The organism is Brevundimonas sp. AVps4 (assembly GCF_058681525.1).
This window is the reverse complement of record NZ_CM178741.1, coordinates 1,081,834-1,095,548: the sequence shown is the minus strand read 5'-3', so window position 1 is coordinate 1,095,548 and position 13,715 is coordinate 1,081,834. Positions and strand designations below refer to the sequence as shown.

Annotated in this window: 14 protein-coding genes; 4 read left to right on the top strand and 10 right to left on the bottom strand. The window is 67.5% G+C overall.

Annotated elements, in window-relative coordinates; all coding sequences use genetic code 11:
- Positions 1 to 32 precede the first annotated feature (32 nt).
- Positions 33 to 212 (bottom strand): DUF2256 domain-containing protein, encoded by a 180-nt coding sequence (locus tag ACW178_RS05405; RefSeq protein ID WP_191558189.1) that lies wholly within the window; start codon positions 210 to 212, stop codon positions 33 to 35.
- A gap of 202 nt (positions 213 to 414) precedes the next feature.
- Here ACW178_RS05405 and ACW178_RS05400 point away from each other — a divergent pair, with 202 nt between their 5' ends.
- Complete coding sequence (locus tag ACW178_RS05400; protein WP_054764792.1) at positions 415 to 678, top strand: DUF2798 domain-containing protein; 264 nt, start codon at positions 415 to 417, stop codon at positions 676 to 678.
- A 42-nt stretch (positions 679 to 720) separates the two neighbouring features.
- On the opposite strand, the gene rpoD is transcribed toward ACW178_RS05400, so the two are convergent.
- From rpoD to ACW178_RS05375, 5 genes are all read right to left on the bottom strand, one after another.
- Positions 721 to 2,667, bottom strand: coding sequence for an RNA polymerase sigma factor RpoD (gene rpoD / locus ACW178_RS05395; RefSeq protein WP_492024933.1), 1,947 nt, complete (start codon positions 2,665 to 2,667; stop codon positions 721 to 723).
- Between the two features lie 365 nt (positions 2,668 to 3,032).
- Positions 3,033 to 3,437 (bottom strand): type II toxin-antitoxin system VapC family toxin, encoded by a 405-nt coding sequence (locus ACW178_RS05390; protein ID WP_287397224.1) that lies wholly within the window; start codon positions 3,435 to 3,437, stop codon positions 3,033 to 3,035.
- Positions 3,434 to 3,673, bottom strand: coding sequence for a hypothetical protein (locus tag ACW178_RS05385; RefSeq protein ID WP_182714159.1), 240 nt, complete (start codon positions 3,671 to 3,673; stop codon positions 3,434 to 3,436). Before ACW178_RS05385 ends, ACW178_RS05390 begins: the two co-directional genes overlap by 4 nt.
- 45 nt (positions 3,674 to 3,718) lie before the next feature.
- Positions 3,719 to 5,581, bottom strand: a complete 1,863-nt coding sequence (gene dnaG, locus ACW178_RS05380) for a DNA primase (protein ID WP_287103318.1) — start codon at positions 5,579 to 5,581, stop codon at positions 3,719 to 3,721.
- Between the two features lie 275 nt (positions 5,582 to 5,856).
- Positions 5,857 to 6,696, bottom strand: coding sequence for an LD-carboxypeptidase (locus ACW178_RS05375; protein ID WP_492024932.1), 840 nt, complete (start codon positions 6,694 to 6,696; stop codon positions 5,857 to 5,859).
- 69 nt (positions 6,697 to 6,765) lie between these two features.
- On the opposite strand from ACW178_RS05375, the gene ACW178_RS05370 reads away from it, so the two are divergent.
- The 3 genes from ACW178_RS05370 to ACW178_RS05360 are packed head-to-tail and all read left to right on the top strand — an operon-like array spanning position 6,766 to position 9,428.
- Positions 6,766 to 8,166: a UDP-N-acetylmuramate--L-alanine ligase gene (locus ACW178_RS05370; protein ID WP_191555165.1), complete on the top strand. Its 1,401-nt coding sequence runs from the start codon at positions 6,766 to 6,768 to the stop codon at positions 8,164 to 8,166.
- Positions 8,167 to 8,212: 46 nt separating this feature from the next.
- Positions 8,213 to 9,043: a TIGR02587 family membrane protein gene (locus ACW178_RS05365; protein ID WP_287103321.1), complete on the top strand. Its 831-nt coding sequence runs from the start codon at positions 8,213 to 8,215 to the stop codon at positions 9,041 to 9,043.
- Positions 9,044 to 9,047: 4 nt separating this feature from the next.
- Positions 9,048 to 9,428 (top strand): hypothetical protein, encoded by a 381-nt coding sequence (locus ACW178_RS05360; RefSeq protein ID WP_287103322.1) that lies wholly within the window; start codon positions 9,048 to 9,050, stop codon positions 9,426 to 9,428.
- Between the two features lie 7 nt (positions 9,429 to 9,435).
- Here ACW178_RS05360 and ACW178_RS05355 read toward each other — a convergent pair whose 3' ends face one another.
- The 4 genes from ACW178_RS05355 to ACW178_RS05340 all read right to left on the bottom strand — a co-directional run bounded on the left by ACW178_RS05355 (position 9,436) and on the right by ACW178_RS05340 (position 13,642).
- Positions 9,436 to 9,630: a hypothetical protein gene (locus ACW178_RS05355; RefSeq protein ID WP_287103323.1), complete on the bottom strand. Its 195-nt coding sequence runs from the start codon at positions 9,628 to 9,630 to the stop codon at positions 9,436 to 9,438.
- A gap of 91 nt (positions 9,631 to 9,721) precedes the next feature.
- Positions 9,722 to 12,274 (bottom strand): cbb3-type cytochrome c oxidase subunit I, encoded by a 2,553-nt coding sequence (locus tag ACW178_RS05350; protein WP_492024931.1) that lies wholly within the window; start codon positions 12,272 to 12,274, stop codon positions 9,722 to 9,724.
- Complete coding sequence (gene coxB / locus ACW178_RS05345) at positions 12,271 to 13,248, bottom strand: cytochrome c oxidase subunit II (protein WP_152949537.1); 978 nt, start codon at positions 13,246 to 13,248, stop codon at positions 12,271 to 12,273. Before coxB ends, ACW178_RS05350 begins: the two co-directional genes overlap by 4 nt.
- Entirely contained in the window at positions 13,238 to 13,642 is a 405-nt protein-coding gene (locus ACW178_RS05340) for a c-type cytochrome (protein WP_152949536.1), read from the bottom strand. Before ACW178_RS05340 ends, coxB begins: the two co-directional genes overlap by 11 nt.
- Positions 13,643 to 13,715 lie beyond the last annotated feature (73 nt).

Here is a 13,715-nt window from a genome sequence, read left to right as displayed (position 1 = left end):
CCGGGTCCGGCGGTCACGAGGCGGAGAGCCGCCTATCGCCGCTCTTCCGACACGCCCTTGGCCCGACAGCGGTCCGAGCAGAACCGCACCCGATCCCAGTCCCGCGCCCATTTTTTGCGCCAAACGAAAGACAGGCCGCAGGCGGCGCAGACCTTCTGCGGCAGATCGGCCTTGGCCGGCGCCGTGCCCAGATTGACGTGTTTGCGGCCCATCCGGTCCTCTATTTGAAACGGCGGGCGAGGGACCGCGCCGCCATTGTTGCGAAACACTCTCAACCTTGCTACAGGGCGCACGTCGCCTCGGCGGCCGTAAGCGTCTCACGTCAGGCAACGCATCCATCCCGGTCTTCGGCCGGGGCCGGTTCGTCCGGCGGATGCCCGCGCCGAAGACCTGAGTTTAAGAGAGACGCAAACCATGCACCCTCATCCCGCCGTCGTCCGGTTCCGACGCCTGCCCGCCCGCTACGCCGGACTGGTCATGCCGCTGATCCTGTCGCTGATCATGACCTTTGTGGTCTCAGCCATCGCCACCGCTCGAACCCTGGGCTTCGCCCCGGCCTTTCCCAGCGCGTGGATGCAGGCCTGGGGCCTGTCCTGGCTGATCGCCTTCCCGGTCCTGCTGCTGATCCTGCCCCTGGTCCGGCGCATCGTCGCAGCCCTGGTCGAGCCCGCCCGCTGAACGAAAAAGGGGCGGCCCTTTCGGCGCCGCCCCTGATCGTCTTCAGCTGTCCAGGAAGGACCGCAGCTTGCGCGACCGGCTGGGGTGTTTCAGCTTGCGCAGGGCCTTGGCCTCGATCTGACGGATCCGTTCGCGCGTCACCGAGAACTGCTGGCCGACTTCTTCCAGCGTGTGGTCGGTGTTCATGCCGATGCCGAAGCGCATGCGCAGCACCCGTTCCTCGCGCGGCGTCAGGGACGCCAGGACGCGGGTGGTGGTCTCGCGCAGGTTCGACTGGATGGCGGCGTCGATCGGCAGGACGGCGTTCTTGTCCTCGATGAAGTCGCCCAGGTGCGAATCCTCTTCGTCCCCGATCGGGGTCTCCAGGCTGATCGGCTCCTTGGCGATCTTCAGGACCTTGCGCACCTTCTCCAGCGGCATGGCCAGCTTTTCGGCCAGTTCTTCCGGGGTCGGCTCGCGGCCGATCTCGTGCAGCATCTGGCGGCTGGTGCGGACGATCTTGTTGATCGTCTCGATCATGTGCACCGGGATGCGGATGGTGCGCGCCTGGTCGGCGATCGAGCGGGTGATCGCCTGACGGATCCACCAGGTGGCGTAGGTCGAGAACTTGTAGCCGCGGCGGTACTCGAACTTGTCGACCGCCTTCATCAGGCCGATGTTGCCCTCCTGGATCAGGTCCAGGAACTGCAGGCCGCGGTTGGTGTATTTCTTGGCGATGGAGATCACCAGGCGCAGGTTGGCCTCGACCATCTCCTTCTTGGCCTGACGGGCCTCACGCTCGCCCTTCTGCACCGTCTGGACGATGCGGCGATAGTCGTCGATCGGCAGGCCGGCCTCCAGGGCCACGGCGGCGACGTCGGCGCGGATGGTCGCGATCTGGCTGGCTTCGTTCTCGCTGAACTTGGTCCAGCGCACGCCCTGATCCTTGATCCGATCGGTCCAGGTGGGGTCCAGCTCGGAGCCGAAATAGGCCTTCAGGAACTCAGGCCGCGAAATGCCGTAGCTGTCGGCCAGACGCAGCAGCCGGCCTTCCAGACCGATCAGGCGCTTGTTGATCGCATACAGCTGCTCGACCAGGGCCTCGATGCGGTTGTTGTTCAACTTCATCGTCTTCAGACGATCCGAAATGGTCGTCGTCAGGGTCTGATAGGTCTTTTCGTCCTTGGCGCTCAGGGTCTCGCCCTTCAGACGCGCCTGGACCAGCTTGTCCTGCAACGCACGGAAGGCGCCGAAGTCGGCGGCGATGGCGTTCAGAACCTCCATCACCCCGTCGCGCAGCTCGGCCTCCAGCGCCGAGATCGACATGCCGCCGCCGTCGTCAAAGTCGTCGTCGTCCTCGTCGTCGGACTCCGGCTTATCCTCAGCAGCTTGTTTTTCTTCGACTTCTTCCTCCTCTTCGCCTTCAGCCGGGGCGGCGCCCGGCAGGGATGAAGGGTTCAGCACGCCGTAGGTGGCGTCCAGGTCGATGACCTCGCGCAGCAGGATGCGGTTGTTCTCCAGCTCGTCGCGCCAGACCATGATGGCCTCGAAGGTCAGGGCGCTTTCGCACAGACCCGAGATCATGGCGTCGCGGCCGGCCTCGATCCGCTTGGCGATGGCGATCTCGCCCTCGCGGCTCAAGAGTTCGACCGAACCCATCTCGCGCAGATACATCCGCACTGGGTCGTCGGTGCGGTCATAGGCGGCCTTGGCGGGGGTCTCGGACACGCCGGTGGAGGCGGCGGCGGCGACGTCGGTGGACTGCTGCTCCTGCGCGTCTTCTTCGGCCTCGACGACGTTGACGCCCATTTCCGACAGCATGGCCAGGGTGTCTTCGATGGCGTCGGGGGTGACTTCTTCGGACGGCAGGACCTTGTTCAGCTCCTCCATCGTCACATAGCCGCGCGCCTTGGCCTGTTTGATGAATTTCTTGACGCCGGCGTCGGTCAGATCGAGCAGGGGGCCATCGGTCGAAACCTCGGTTTCCTGCGTCTCGGTCTGTGCGTTCATAGTCAGTCTGTCTCCGGCCGGAGGGGGTGATCAATCCGCCCCGGCGAAAATACAATGCTTGGCGAGGCGTAAGGTTACGCGCCCGCGCTGTCTTCCCAAATCGTCCCGGCTTTGATCGCACGGCGAAGCGCATCCCGCGCAGCTGCCGCCGACGGAACCCCCTCATCCCGCCCCGACGCCTCTCGCGCCGGGACCGAGGCGTCGTCAAACGCCTGCGACCATCGGACCCTTGCCTCGGCGAGGGGCGCATTTGCGGCCAGGAATGGCGCACCGGACTTCGCCGCCGCCTTCTCGACCTCGCGCACTAAGGCGTCATGATCCGATTGCGCCAGATGGCGTCGCAAGCGGGCGGAGTCAAGGCCGCCCTAGGGCTCGCGCAACCAGTTTTCGACGCGCAGACCCGGAACGCGGGAAAACTCCCGCTCATTGTCGGTGACGAGGATGCAGTCCAGCGCCAAGGCGTGGGCGGCGATCAGCAGGTCGTTGGCGCTGACGCTCGCCCCTGACCTTTCCAGAGCCTGGCGAGTCCGCGCATAGGCGCGATCAGTCGGCGCATCGAAGGGCAGGACCGGGATGTCGGCCAAAATCGCCTCCAACTGGCCCGAAAGTGTTGCGGACCCGCGCTTTTCAGCGCCGAACCGCAACTCGGCCGCAACGATGATGCTGGTCGCGGCGTCTTCCAAACGCAGACTGTACTGTTGAGCCACTTGCCCATGCGGATTGCGCACCAGATCCGAAAGCGCGTTCGTATCCAGCAGATAGAGGATCAAAAGCGGACAGGGCTCGAAGGCAGGTCGTCTATAGGAGCGAAGTCCTCCTCGATCGGCTCGAGGCGCGCCAGGGTGTCGAGCAGTCTGTGCCGATTCGACGCCTGTCCCCGTTCGATGATCAACCGCTCCCCCTCCTGACGCACCACGGCGTCCGCCGGAACGGCGACGCCGCTCGGCAGGTGGACGACCTGATGGTCGCCTTCGCGGGTGATCCTGACGGGTTGGGAGCCATCCATGGGGCGAGACTACTCCAGATCGTCAAACCCGCCAATCGGCGCGGCTCAAACCAGGGTCGCCCAGAAGTCGGGGGCCGCGAACGAGCGGGTGATGGCGTCCCGCTCGGCCTTCAGCCGGATCAGAGCCTCGATGCCCGTCCCCTGGCCCAGGTCCTGTTTCGCCGTCTCTATGGCGCGCGACAGGGCGGCGAGATGGGTCATCAGCCCGAACACCTTCAGCCATTGGGCGCGCGCCTCGGCCACGGGGAGATCGGACGACAGGAAGGAAGCGCCGGATTTCGCGGCCGCCTTCTCGATCTCTCTCAACAGCGGGTCGAAACCGGCGTCGCGCAGCCGATGCCGCACCACGGCTGCATCCGACGCCTGGCCGGACAGCCGCAAGCGCACCAACTCCTGCGCCAAGCCCTCCAGGGCCGGGTCGCCGAAGCCCTGGACGCTGACCTCTTCCAGATGATCGTCCAGCCGCTCGATGTCGTCGATGGCCGCATAGGCCAGGGCCGCCGCCACCGGACTGACCGCCCGGAACAGAGACTGCATGGCCTGGGCGCCCTCGACCGTCTGCCCAAGCTTCGGCGGCGGACCGAAACGCCCCCCGCCCCGTCCGGGCGTCCAGGGCGCGCGAGCCGGGGTGCGGGGAAACAGGGCGTCGAACCGGTCGAACAGATCGCGGCGATACTGTTCGGCCAGATCCCTGTCCTGAATGGCGCCGGCCGCCGCGCGCAGCCGCGCCTTGAACCCGGCCTTGCGCTCGGGCGTGTCCAGCGGCTCCACATCCTGTTCGCGACGGAACAGGACCTCGGCGAAGCCGTATGTCTCGGCCAGGGCCTGGCGCAGGGCCGGCGCCCCCTTGTCGCGCAGGATGTCGTCGGGGTCCTGCCCGCCGCTGAGCAGGGCGAAGCGGAACGATCGTCCCGGCTTCAGCAGCGGCAACGACCGTTCGATGGCGCGATAGGCGGCCCGCAGGCCCGCCGCATCCCCGTCGAAACACAGCACCGGCTCATGGCTGACCCGCCACAGCCGCTCCATCTGTTCTTCGGTCAGGGCCGTGCCCATGGGGGCCACGGCCGGCAGGCCCGCGCGCTGGCAGGCGATGACGTCCATATAGCCCTCGACCACGATGATCGGCTGGTCGTTCCGGCTCTCCGCCCCCAGAATGCGCCGCGCCTCAGGCAGGCCGTAGAGGGTGGAGCCCTTGTGAAACAGCGGGCTTTCCGGCCCGTTCAGATATTTGGCCCGGTCGTCGGGGTTCATGGCCCGGCCGCCGAAGCTGACGATCCGCCCGCGCGCGTCCAGAATCGGGAAGATCAGCCGGTCGCGGAACCGGTCATAGGGCTGGCCGCCGCTGTCGGGCGCGATCAGCAGCCCGGCCTCGACCAGTTCGGACGGCCGCGCCCCGCGCTGGACCAGGGCCTGTTTCAGTCCCTCGCGGTCGTTGGGCGCATAGCCCAGGCCGAACCGCTCCCACTGATCCTCGGGCAGGCCGCGCTTTTCCAGATATTCGCGCGCCGCCTTGCCCGGCGTGCGGCGCAGATTGGCGGCGAACCATTTCTGGGCCAGGTCCATCCACTCGGACAGGCCCATCCGCTTCTGTTCGCGCTCGGCCTCCTTGGGGTCTTCGGCCGGCAGTTGCATCCCCGCCTCGCCCGCCAGCCGCTGCACCGCCTCGACGAAGCTGAGCCGCTCGGTCTCCTGCAGGAAGGAGATGATGTCGCCGTGTTTGCCGGACGAGAAGTCGTGGAAGAAGCCCTTGTCGTCATTGACGAAGAAGGACGGCGACTTCTCCTTCGAGAAGGGGGACAGGCCGACATACTCCCGCCCCTGCCGCTTGAGCTTCACCGTCCGCCCGATCACGTCGGACGGCCGAAGGCGAGCCTTCAGTTCATCAATGAATCTTTCGTCGAAACGCACCCGGCGATCCATAAGCCTTGCGGCCCTTCACGTCGATGATCGGCCTTCGAAGATCGCAGAACGATCAGGCGGTTCGTCCGGGCATCCCCCGAGGTCCGAACGAACCGCCGCATCGCAGAAGGCGTAACCGCAGCGTCCCCCAACGCCTTGGCTAACGAAGTCCTAACGCCTCGCGGACCTTCATCTGACGTTCACTCGCACCCTGTGTCGAGAGGGCGCCGACCGACGTGATGCGGATCATGGCCGGACTGTGTCTTTCACGTCGCGCCGTCTTTTTACCTATGGGGACCGAAGGGCACGATTTTGTTGGCGACATCATGCCCGATATCAGCCGCCCCGAGAAATTCTATGCCGGACCTCAAACACCAGTAGCGAACGATCTCCTCCGGAGTCTGGCCGAAGTCGGGATCGTTTGGCGTGACATCAGAAACACGTCCCAGGCGAATTCCTGCAACACGTCGGATGGAGTCCTGACCCGTCAAGTGAAACATCATCCGGTCGATCCTGTAGGCGGCCTCCGACACCTCCTCCAGCATCAGCACGTGCCCGGACAGATCGGGCTCCAGATCCGTGCCGACCAACTGGTCGATAATGGTCAGGTTGAAGGCGACGGCGGGTCGGGGGTCGCCGGCCAGCGACGGCTCGATCCAGTCCGTCCGGCCGGTCGTCAGCCAGGCCAGGGCGCCCTTGGCCGTCGCGTCGTCCCGCACCGAATCCGACGCCATCGGCCCGTGGGCCAGATGTTCGAACCCGGCCCTGTACATGCCGGCCAGCAGGCTGCCGGCGTCGGAATAGCCCAGATAGCGTTTCTTGCGCGCCACCGCGTTCAGCCGGGGGATCACCGCCTCGGCGATGCGGCACGAGCCATAGCCGCCGCGCGCGAACCAGACGGCGTCGATGCGCGGGTCGTTGGCGAACTCCACGAAGGCGTCGGCCCGCGCCCGGTCGTCGCCGGCGAAATGGCCGTGTTTCAGGAAACAGGCGGGGTGAAACACGACCGAGACCTCACGGTCCGGATGGTGCTGGGCCATCCAGGCCTCGATCGCCTCGGCCCGCTCCTTTGAAAAGCGGGAACTGGCGCAGACCACGCCGATCTTGAAGGTGTTTGCGTTCACGCCCGTCTTCTTCGTCGAAATTGCGATCCGGCTCTGGCGGATCGGCCCGATCCCCTGTTCTAAGGGGGCATGAACCAAGACGCCTCCTATTTCTTCTGCGGCATCGGCGGGTCGGGCATGCTGCCCCTGGCCCTGATCGTCCAGGCCCAGGGCGGCCGGATCGAGGGCTCGGACCGGGCGCTGGACCAGGGCCGCACGCCCGAGAAGTTCGACTGGCTGCGCGCCCACGGCGTGACCCTGCACCCTCAGGACGGATCGGGTGTGACCCGCGCCGCGCAGACGGTGATCGCCACCGGCGCGGTCGAGGAGACGGTGCCCGACATCGGCGCGGCCCGCCGCGTCGGGGCGGCGATCAAGACCCGGCCCGAACTGCTCAGCGAGCTGTTCAACGCCGCCCCGACCTCGATCGGGGTGGCGGGCACCAGCGGCAAGTCCACCATCACCGGCATGATCGCCTGGATCCTGCACCAGACCGGCCGCGATCCGACCGTCATGAACGGGGCGGTGATGAAGAATTTCGCCGACGCCGACCATCCGTTCGCCAGCGCCCTGATCGGCGGGTCGGATCTGTTCGTGTCCGAGGTCGATGAATCGGACGGTTCGATCGCCCGTTACGTCCCGACCGTGGCGGTCGTCTCCAACATCTCGCTTGACCACAAGTCGATGGAGGAGCTGCGCGACCTGTTCGGCGGCTTCGTCCAGCGGGCGGCCACGGCGGTGCTGAACCTGGACAATCCCGAGACGGCGGCCCTGGCGCAGGAATTACCGCCCGGAAAGGCGATCACCTTCGCTTTGGGCGAGGAGGCGGCCGACCTGTCCGCCCACGATCTTCAGCCCCAGCCGACCGGCATGCGGTTCCGCCTGATCGAGGGCTGGAGCGAGTTCGACGTCAGGCTGAACGTGCCCGGCGCCCACAATGTCGCCAATGCGCTTGCGGCGCTCGGCGCGGTCAAGGCCCTGGGCGTTTCGACGGCCGAGGCGGTCAAGGCGCTGGAAAGCTTCGCCGGCATTCGGCGGCGAATGGAGGTGGTGGGGACCGTCAACGCCGTCACCGTCATCGACGACTTCGCCCACAACCCCGACAAGATCGCCGCCACCCTGAAGACGCTGCACGCCTTCGACGGGCGTCTGCTGATCCTGTTCCAGCCCCACGGCTTCGGCCCCTTAAAGCTGATGCGGCGGGAGTTCATCGACGGTTTCGTCGGCCTGATGCGCGAGGACGACGTCCTGTTGATGCCCGAGCCGGTCTATTACGGCGGCACCACCGACCGCAGCGTCGGCAGCGAGGCCATCGCTGAAGGAGTGCGCGAGGCGGGCCGTCAGGCCGAGGCCCTGCCCGACCGCGCGGCCTGCGGCGACCGCATCGTCGAAATGGCCCGACCCGGCGACCGCGTCCTGGTCATGGGAGCGCGCGACGACACCCTGTCCAGCTTCGCCGCCGATCTGCTGGAGCGGCTGGGCGCGCGCTGAAGCCTGACGTTCGGAGCCAAGGCGCCGCTTCGGACGTTGCCGGAAGATGAGCGCCGCCGCCCTGATCGATCTGAGCCGAGAACGCGCCTATCTGCGCGACCTGGGCCGCGCGTTCGGGGGCGCCCTGGTGTTCAGCATCCCCCTGCTGATGACGATGGAGATGTGGGAGCAGGGGGTGGCCATGGACCGGGGCCGGCTGCTGGCCTTCATCGTCGCGGGCCTGCCCCTGCTTTACGGCCTTGCCTATTATGCGGGCTTCTCCGACCGGCGGGGGCTGGCGAACGATCTGATGGACACGGCCGTCGCCCTGGCGGTCGGCTTCCTGACCGCCGGCCTGCTGTTGAGCCTGTTCGGCGTGGTCCGATGGGGCGATCCCCCGCGTGAAGCCCTGGGCATGATTGCGCTTCAGGCCGTTCCGGGCGCCATGGGCGCCCTGCTGGCCCGGCGCCAGTTAAGCGGCGACGCGGACGGCGGCGAGACCCAGGAGGATCAGGCCTCCTATGTCGGGGAGCTGTTCCTGATGGCGGCCGGCGCCCTGTTCTTCGCCCTGAACGTCGCCCCGACCGAGGAGATGATCCTGATCGCCTACAAGGCCGGACCGATCCACGTTCTGGGGCTGATGGCGGTGTCGATCCTGCTGTTGCACATCATCGTCTTTCGCGCAGGCTTCGCCGGTCAGGAGGAGGCGGATCGACCGGCCGACGCCTTCTTCCACTTTACCCTGCCCGGCTACGCCATCGCCCTGGGGGTCAGCCTGTTCGCCCTGTTCGTCTTTGGGCGGATCGAAGGGCATTCTCTGGCCGGGGTGGTCCAGGCGACGGCGGTCCTGGGCTTTCCGGCCGCGATCGGCGCGGCCGCCGCCCGCCTGCTGGTCTGATCCGATGAACCGAGCCACGCGCCGAAAAGCCGCCCCGCCCCGCCCGCTTTTGCAGACCGCCATGGCCGCTCTGGGCGGGGTGGTGACCCTGGCCGCCGTCGGGGTGATCGTGTGGGAGGCCGTGCAACCCGCCGCCCCGGCGACCCTGAGCGCGCGGATCGAGAGGGTCGAGACCACCGCCCACGGCCATGTGGCCGAGATCAAGGTGGTCAATGACGGCGACGAAACCGCCGCCGGGGTCGATGTCGAGGCCGTGGCAGGCGACCAGACCGCGACCGCCACCCTGGACTATGTGCCCGGCCGCGGCCATGCGACCGCCTATATGCGGTTCGACGCCGATCCGCGCGCGGCGGTGGTGACGGTCAAGGGCTGGTCGGCGCCCTGAAAGGGGTTCAGGTCAGCAGCAGGGGCAGGGTCTGGAACACGATCCCGACCCCGCCGATGAAACAGCCCCCGACGCCGACGGCCGGCTCGAATCCCCGACGGGTCTTCAGGATCAACAGGGCGAGCCCCACCTCGCCCGCCAGACAGGCCAGGCTGAATCCCCCGCCGATCAGACGCCACAGGGGCGCCTCGGCCGTGGCCACCACGTCCGCCGTGGACGAGATCAGATAGACGCCCAGGAAATGGGCTGCCCAGATCAGCAGCCCGCCCGTCAGGATCAGCCAGCGTCCGATGTCAGCCTCCCGGGAACAGATGGGTCAACAGGGCGGCGGCCGCCCCTTGCGCGGCGGAAAAACCGATGAACAGGGCGATCAGCTGATAGGTCGCCGGCCTCCGGGCCGACAGCAGGCCGAAAACCCAGCGCATCAGGGCGAAGACCGCCATGATGGCGCAGATGGCCGCGAACAGCCCCTGCCAGGCGATCAGGGCGAAGACGGTCGCCCCCTGGCCGCTGGCCTGGGGACGCAGGCCCGCCCCCCACCAGGCGGACGCCTCGACCGCCCAGCCCGCCCCGATCGTCAGGCCCGCCAGCAGCATCAGGACGGCGGCGATCACCCCGCTGCGCGGCCGGTCCAGCGCCAGGACCCTCAGCGCGGCCCAGGCCAGCAGCGCCGCCGCCGCGCAAAGGCCGATGACTTGGATCAGAGTTCCCATTTCCGGCGGCGCCTGCCACAGATCGGGTCGGCGGCTCCACAGAAAGACATAGGAGAAGCCGGCCATGACCGCGACCATGCCCGCGACGATCAGGGTGATGACCATGGCCCACCAGCCGTGGCTGGTCGGACCCGAGACATAGGTCGGCAGGCGCACCCCCGCCCCGATGTCCACCACAGCCGCCCCGCCCTCGCGCCGATCCGGCCGGTCCAGTTTCCAGCACCATTTGAGGATGCAGTAGACGGCCAGAATTCCACTGATCACCGAAGCCAGATAGGCCTGGATGGTCAGGATCAGGAAGAAGCCCGCCGTAAACACCGCCCCCCAGACGTGCCAGCTGGAGGGCCGGGGGATCTGCAGCAGATATTGGGGCTCGGCGTTCAGCGGGCTGGTGACGATGGTCTCGCGTTCGCCGCGCGGGACGCCGGGCAGGAAATAACGTCCGGCCTCGACGTCCTCGGCCAGCCCCTTCTGCTCCCAGCCGGGATAGAGGCTCTTGATCACCGGGATCGACCGCAGCGAATAGAGCCCCGCCGGCAGCCACTCCAGCCCCGGCCCATTGAAGACATTGCCCGCCTCGCGTCGCCCGAAGGGGCGGAAGTTGCGGATCATGTCCACCAGCCAGATCAGCACCGCCAGGCCGAACAGGAAGGCGCCGACGGTCGAGATCATATTGGGCAGGTCCCAACCCCGATCCGGCAGATAGGTGTAGACCCGCCGCGGCATCCCCATCAGCCCGGTCAGATGCATGGGCAGGAAGGTGACGTTGTGGCCGACGAACATCAGCCAGAACACCCACCTGCCCCACCGCTCGCTCAGCGGCCGGGCGCTGGACATGGGCGTCCAATAGTAGATGGCGGCGAACAGCGGAAACACCATGCCGCCGATCAGGACGTAGTGCAGGTGGGCGACGATGAAATAGCTGTCGTGGGCCTGCCAGTCGAAGGGGACCATGGCGACCATGACGCCGGTCAGCCCGCCCATGACGAAGATGACCAGCCCGCCGACGGCGAACAGGCCCGGCGTGTTGAACCGCATCTTCCCCGCCGCCAGGGTGGCGATCCAGGCGAAGACCTGAACCCCGGCGGGCACGCTGACCGCCATGGAGGCGGCGCTGAAATAGTTGATCGAGATCTGGGGCATGCCGGTGGCGAACATGTGGTGGGCCCAGACGCCGAAGCTGATGAAGCCCGTCGCCAGCATGGCCAGGACCACCAGCCTGTGTCCCACCAGCCGGGTCTGGGCCACGGCCGGGATGATGGTGGACATGGCGCCCGCCGCCGGCAGGAAGATGATGTAGACCTCCGGGTGGCCGAAGAACCAGAACAGGTGCTGCCACAGCATCGGATCCCCGCCCCGCGCCGCGTCGAAGAAGGGCCAGCCCAGGGCGCGTTCCAGCTCCAGCAGCAGGGTGGACAGGATGATCGACGGGAAGGCGATGATGATCATGCAGGCGAAGATCAGCATGGCCCAGGCGAAGATCGGCAACTTGTCCAGGGTCATGCCCGGCGCCCGCGTCTTCAGAACCCCGACGATGATCTCAATAGCGCCGGCGATGGCCGAAATCTCGATGAAGCCGATGCCCAGGAGCCAGAAGTCGGCGTTGATCCCCGGCGAATAGGCCATGGAGGTCAGGGGCGGATACATGAACCAGCCCCCGTTCGGCGCCAGGCCGAAGAAGAGAGAGCAGAAGAAACACAATCCACCGATCAGATAGGCCCAGAAGGCGTAGGCGCTGAGACGCGGGAACGGCAGGTCGCGCGCCCCCAGCATCTGGGGCAGCAGCAGCACCCCCAGGGCCTCGACCGCCGGCACGGCGAACAGGAACATCATCACCGTGCCGTGCATGGTGAAGATCTGATTGTAGGTCTCCTGGGCCAAGAAGCCCGTCATCGGCAGGGCCAGCTGGGTCCGCATCAACAGGGCCAGAACCCCGGCCAGCACGAAGAACAGCATGGCCGCGCCGACGTAATAGACGCCGATATAGTTGTTGTTGATCGCCGTGACCCATTCCCACGGCTTTCGCGGCGCGCACCAGACCTGTTCCAGCTGCTCCAGCTCGCCCTCGGGGCGGGGTTCGCGGGTCGGCAGGCGTTTGTAGAGTTCGGGATCGAACCCGGTTTCCGAACTCATTTCAGACTGTCCAGATAGGCCGAGACGGCGCGCAGATCCTGGCCCGTCAGGACCGGATAGGAGGGCATGCGGTTGCCGGGCTTGACGCCCTGGCTGTCCGAAATCCAGCCCGCCAGAGTGCCCTGATTGTTCGGCAATATGCCCGCCCCGATCGTCTGGCGGGAGCCGACATGGGTCAGGTCGGGACCGGCCAAACCATTGGCCTCGGTTCCGCGAATGGTGTGGCAGGCGCCGCAGCCGGAGGCGGCGAAGACGTCGCGGCCGCGCGCGATCATTGCGGCGGTCGGCGCGGCCGCATCCAGGGCTACGGCCGGCCCGGCCTGACGCGCGCGCCAGGCGGCGAATTCCTGGGGCGTATGGGCCACCACGACCAGCCCCATCAGCGCATGGGGCCCGCCGCAGTATTCGGCGCACTGGCCGCCATAGGTTCCCGGCTGATCGGCCTGAAGCCGCATGAAGTTGCGCCGGCCGGGGATCATGTCGGTCTTGCCGCCCAGGCGCGGAACCCAGAAGCTGTGGATCACGTCGGCGCTTTCCAGCTCGAACACCACGGGCTGACCGGCGGGGATATGGACCTCATTGGCGTCCTGAAGGATTTCGCGCCCCTGGTCGTCCAGATAGGCGACCCGCCACCACCACATCTCGCCGGTGACGCGGACCCGCATCTCGCCCGGTCGCGGCGCCTCGGCGACCCGCGCGGTCGTGGTCAGGCCGTAGATCAGAAGGCCGGTCAGAACCACGATCGGAAAGGCCAGGCCGCCAATCCAGACCAGACGCTCGCCGCTGACCCGCCGCTTCCACCGCCGGGGGCCGAACAGGGCGATCCCCAGGGCGATCAGCACCACGGTCATCACCACCGCCGCCATGACGAACAGCACCCAGGCCACCACCTCGATCGGCCCGGCGAAAGGGCCGGCTGGGTCCAGCACAGGCGGGGGCCAGCCCGCGGTTCCCGGCGTCGGTTCAGTCGTCATCGAGCGTATACAGATAGGCCGCGACGTCGCGGGCTTGGGCTTGGTTCAGGGGCATGGGGGGCATGGCGGTTCCGGGATCCAGGGACGGCGCGTCGATCAGCCAGCGGGTCAGGACGCCGGGCTGGTTCGGCAGGCGCCCGGCGATGAAGGGGCGCGCCCCGAAGCCCGCCAGGTCGCCGCCGCTGCGGCCTTCGGGCCAGGCGACGCCGGGAATCGTGTGGCAGGCGGCGCAACCGACGGCCTCGATGACCGCCAGGCCGCGCGCCGGATCGCCCTGGGCCACCGGCCGGGGCTGATCCGCCTTGTCGACGCAGGCGCTGAGGCCCGCCGAGGCGAGCGCGAGCAGAGCCGCGGCGGCGGTCCGCCCTGCCTCGCCCTGTCCGCCCCATCTCATCGCCGCCCGGTCCCCCGCCCTGAATCGCCTCGGGCCAGGCCTCGAAAGCTTCACCAGACCAATCCCCCCAGGA

What these genes read in the sequence shown, in the direction of transcription:
- ACW178_RS05405 (WP_191558189.1), bottom strand. Translation starts at nt 212, where the DNA reads ATGGGCCGCAAACACGTCAATCTGGGCACGGCGCCGGCCAAGGCCGAT.
- ACW178_RS05400 (WP_054764792.1), top strand. Translation starts at nt 415, where the DNA reads ATGCACCCTCATCCCGCCGTCGTCCGGTTCCGACGCCTGCCCGCCCGC.
- rpoD (WP_492024933.1), bottom strand. Translation starts at nt 2,667, where the DNA reads ATGAACGCACAGACCGAGACGCAGGAAACCGAGGTTTCGACCGATGGC.
- ACW178_RS05385 (WP_182714159.1), bottom strand. Translation starts at nt 3,673, where the DNA reads ATGGATGGCTCCCAACCCGTCAGGATCACCCGCGAAGGCGACCATCAG.
- ACW178_RS05370 (WP_191555165.1), top strand. Translation starts at nt 6,766, where the DNA reads ATGAACCAAGACGCCTCCTATTTCTTCTGCGGCATCGGCGGGTCGGGC.
- ACW178_RS05365 (WP_287103321.1), top strand. Translation starts at nt 8,213, where the DNA reads ATGAGCGCCGCCGCCCTGATCGATCTGAGCCGAGAACGCGCCTATCTG.
- ACW178_RS05360 (WP_287103322.1), top strand. Translation starts at nt 9,048, where the DNA reads ATGAACCGAGCCACGCGCCGAAAAGCCGCCCCGCCCCGCCCGCTTTTG.
- ACW178_RS05350 (WP_492024931.1), bottom strand. Translation starts at nt 12,274, where the DNA reads ATGAGTTCGGAAACCGGGTTCGATCCCGAACTCTACAAACGCCTGCCG.
- coxB (WP_152949537.1), bottom strand. Translation starts at nt 13,248, where the DNA reads ATGACGACTGAACCGACGCCGGGAACCGCGGGCTGGCCCCCGCCTGTG.
- ACW178_RS05340 (WP_152949536.1), bottom strand. Translation starts at nt 13,642, where the DNA reads ATGAGATGGGGCGGACAGGGCGAGGCAGGGCGGACCGCCGCCGCGGCT.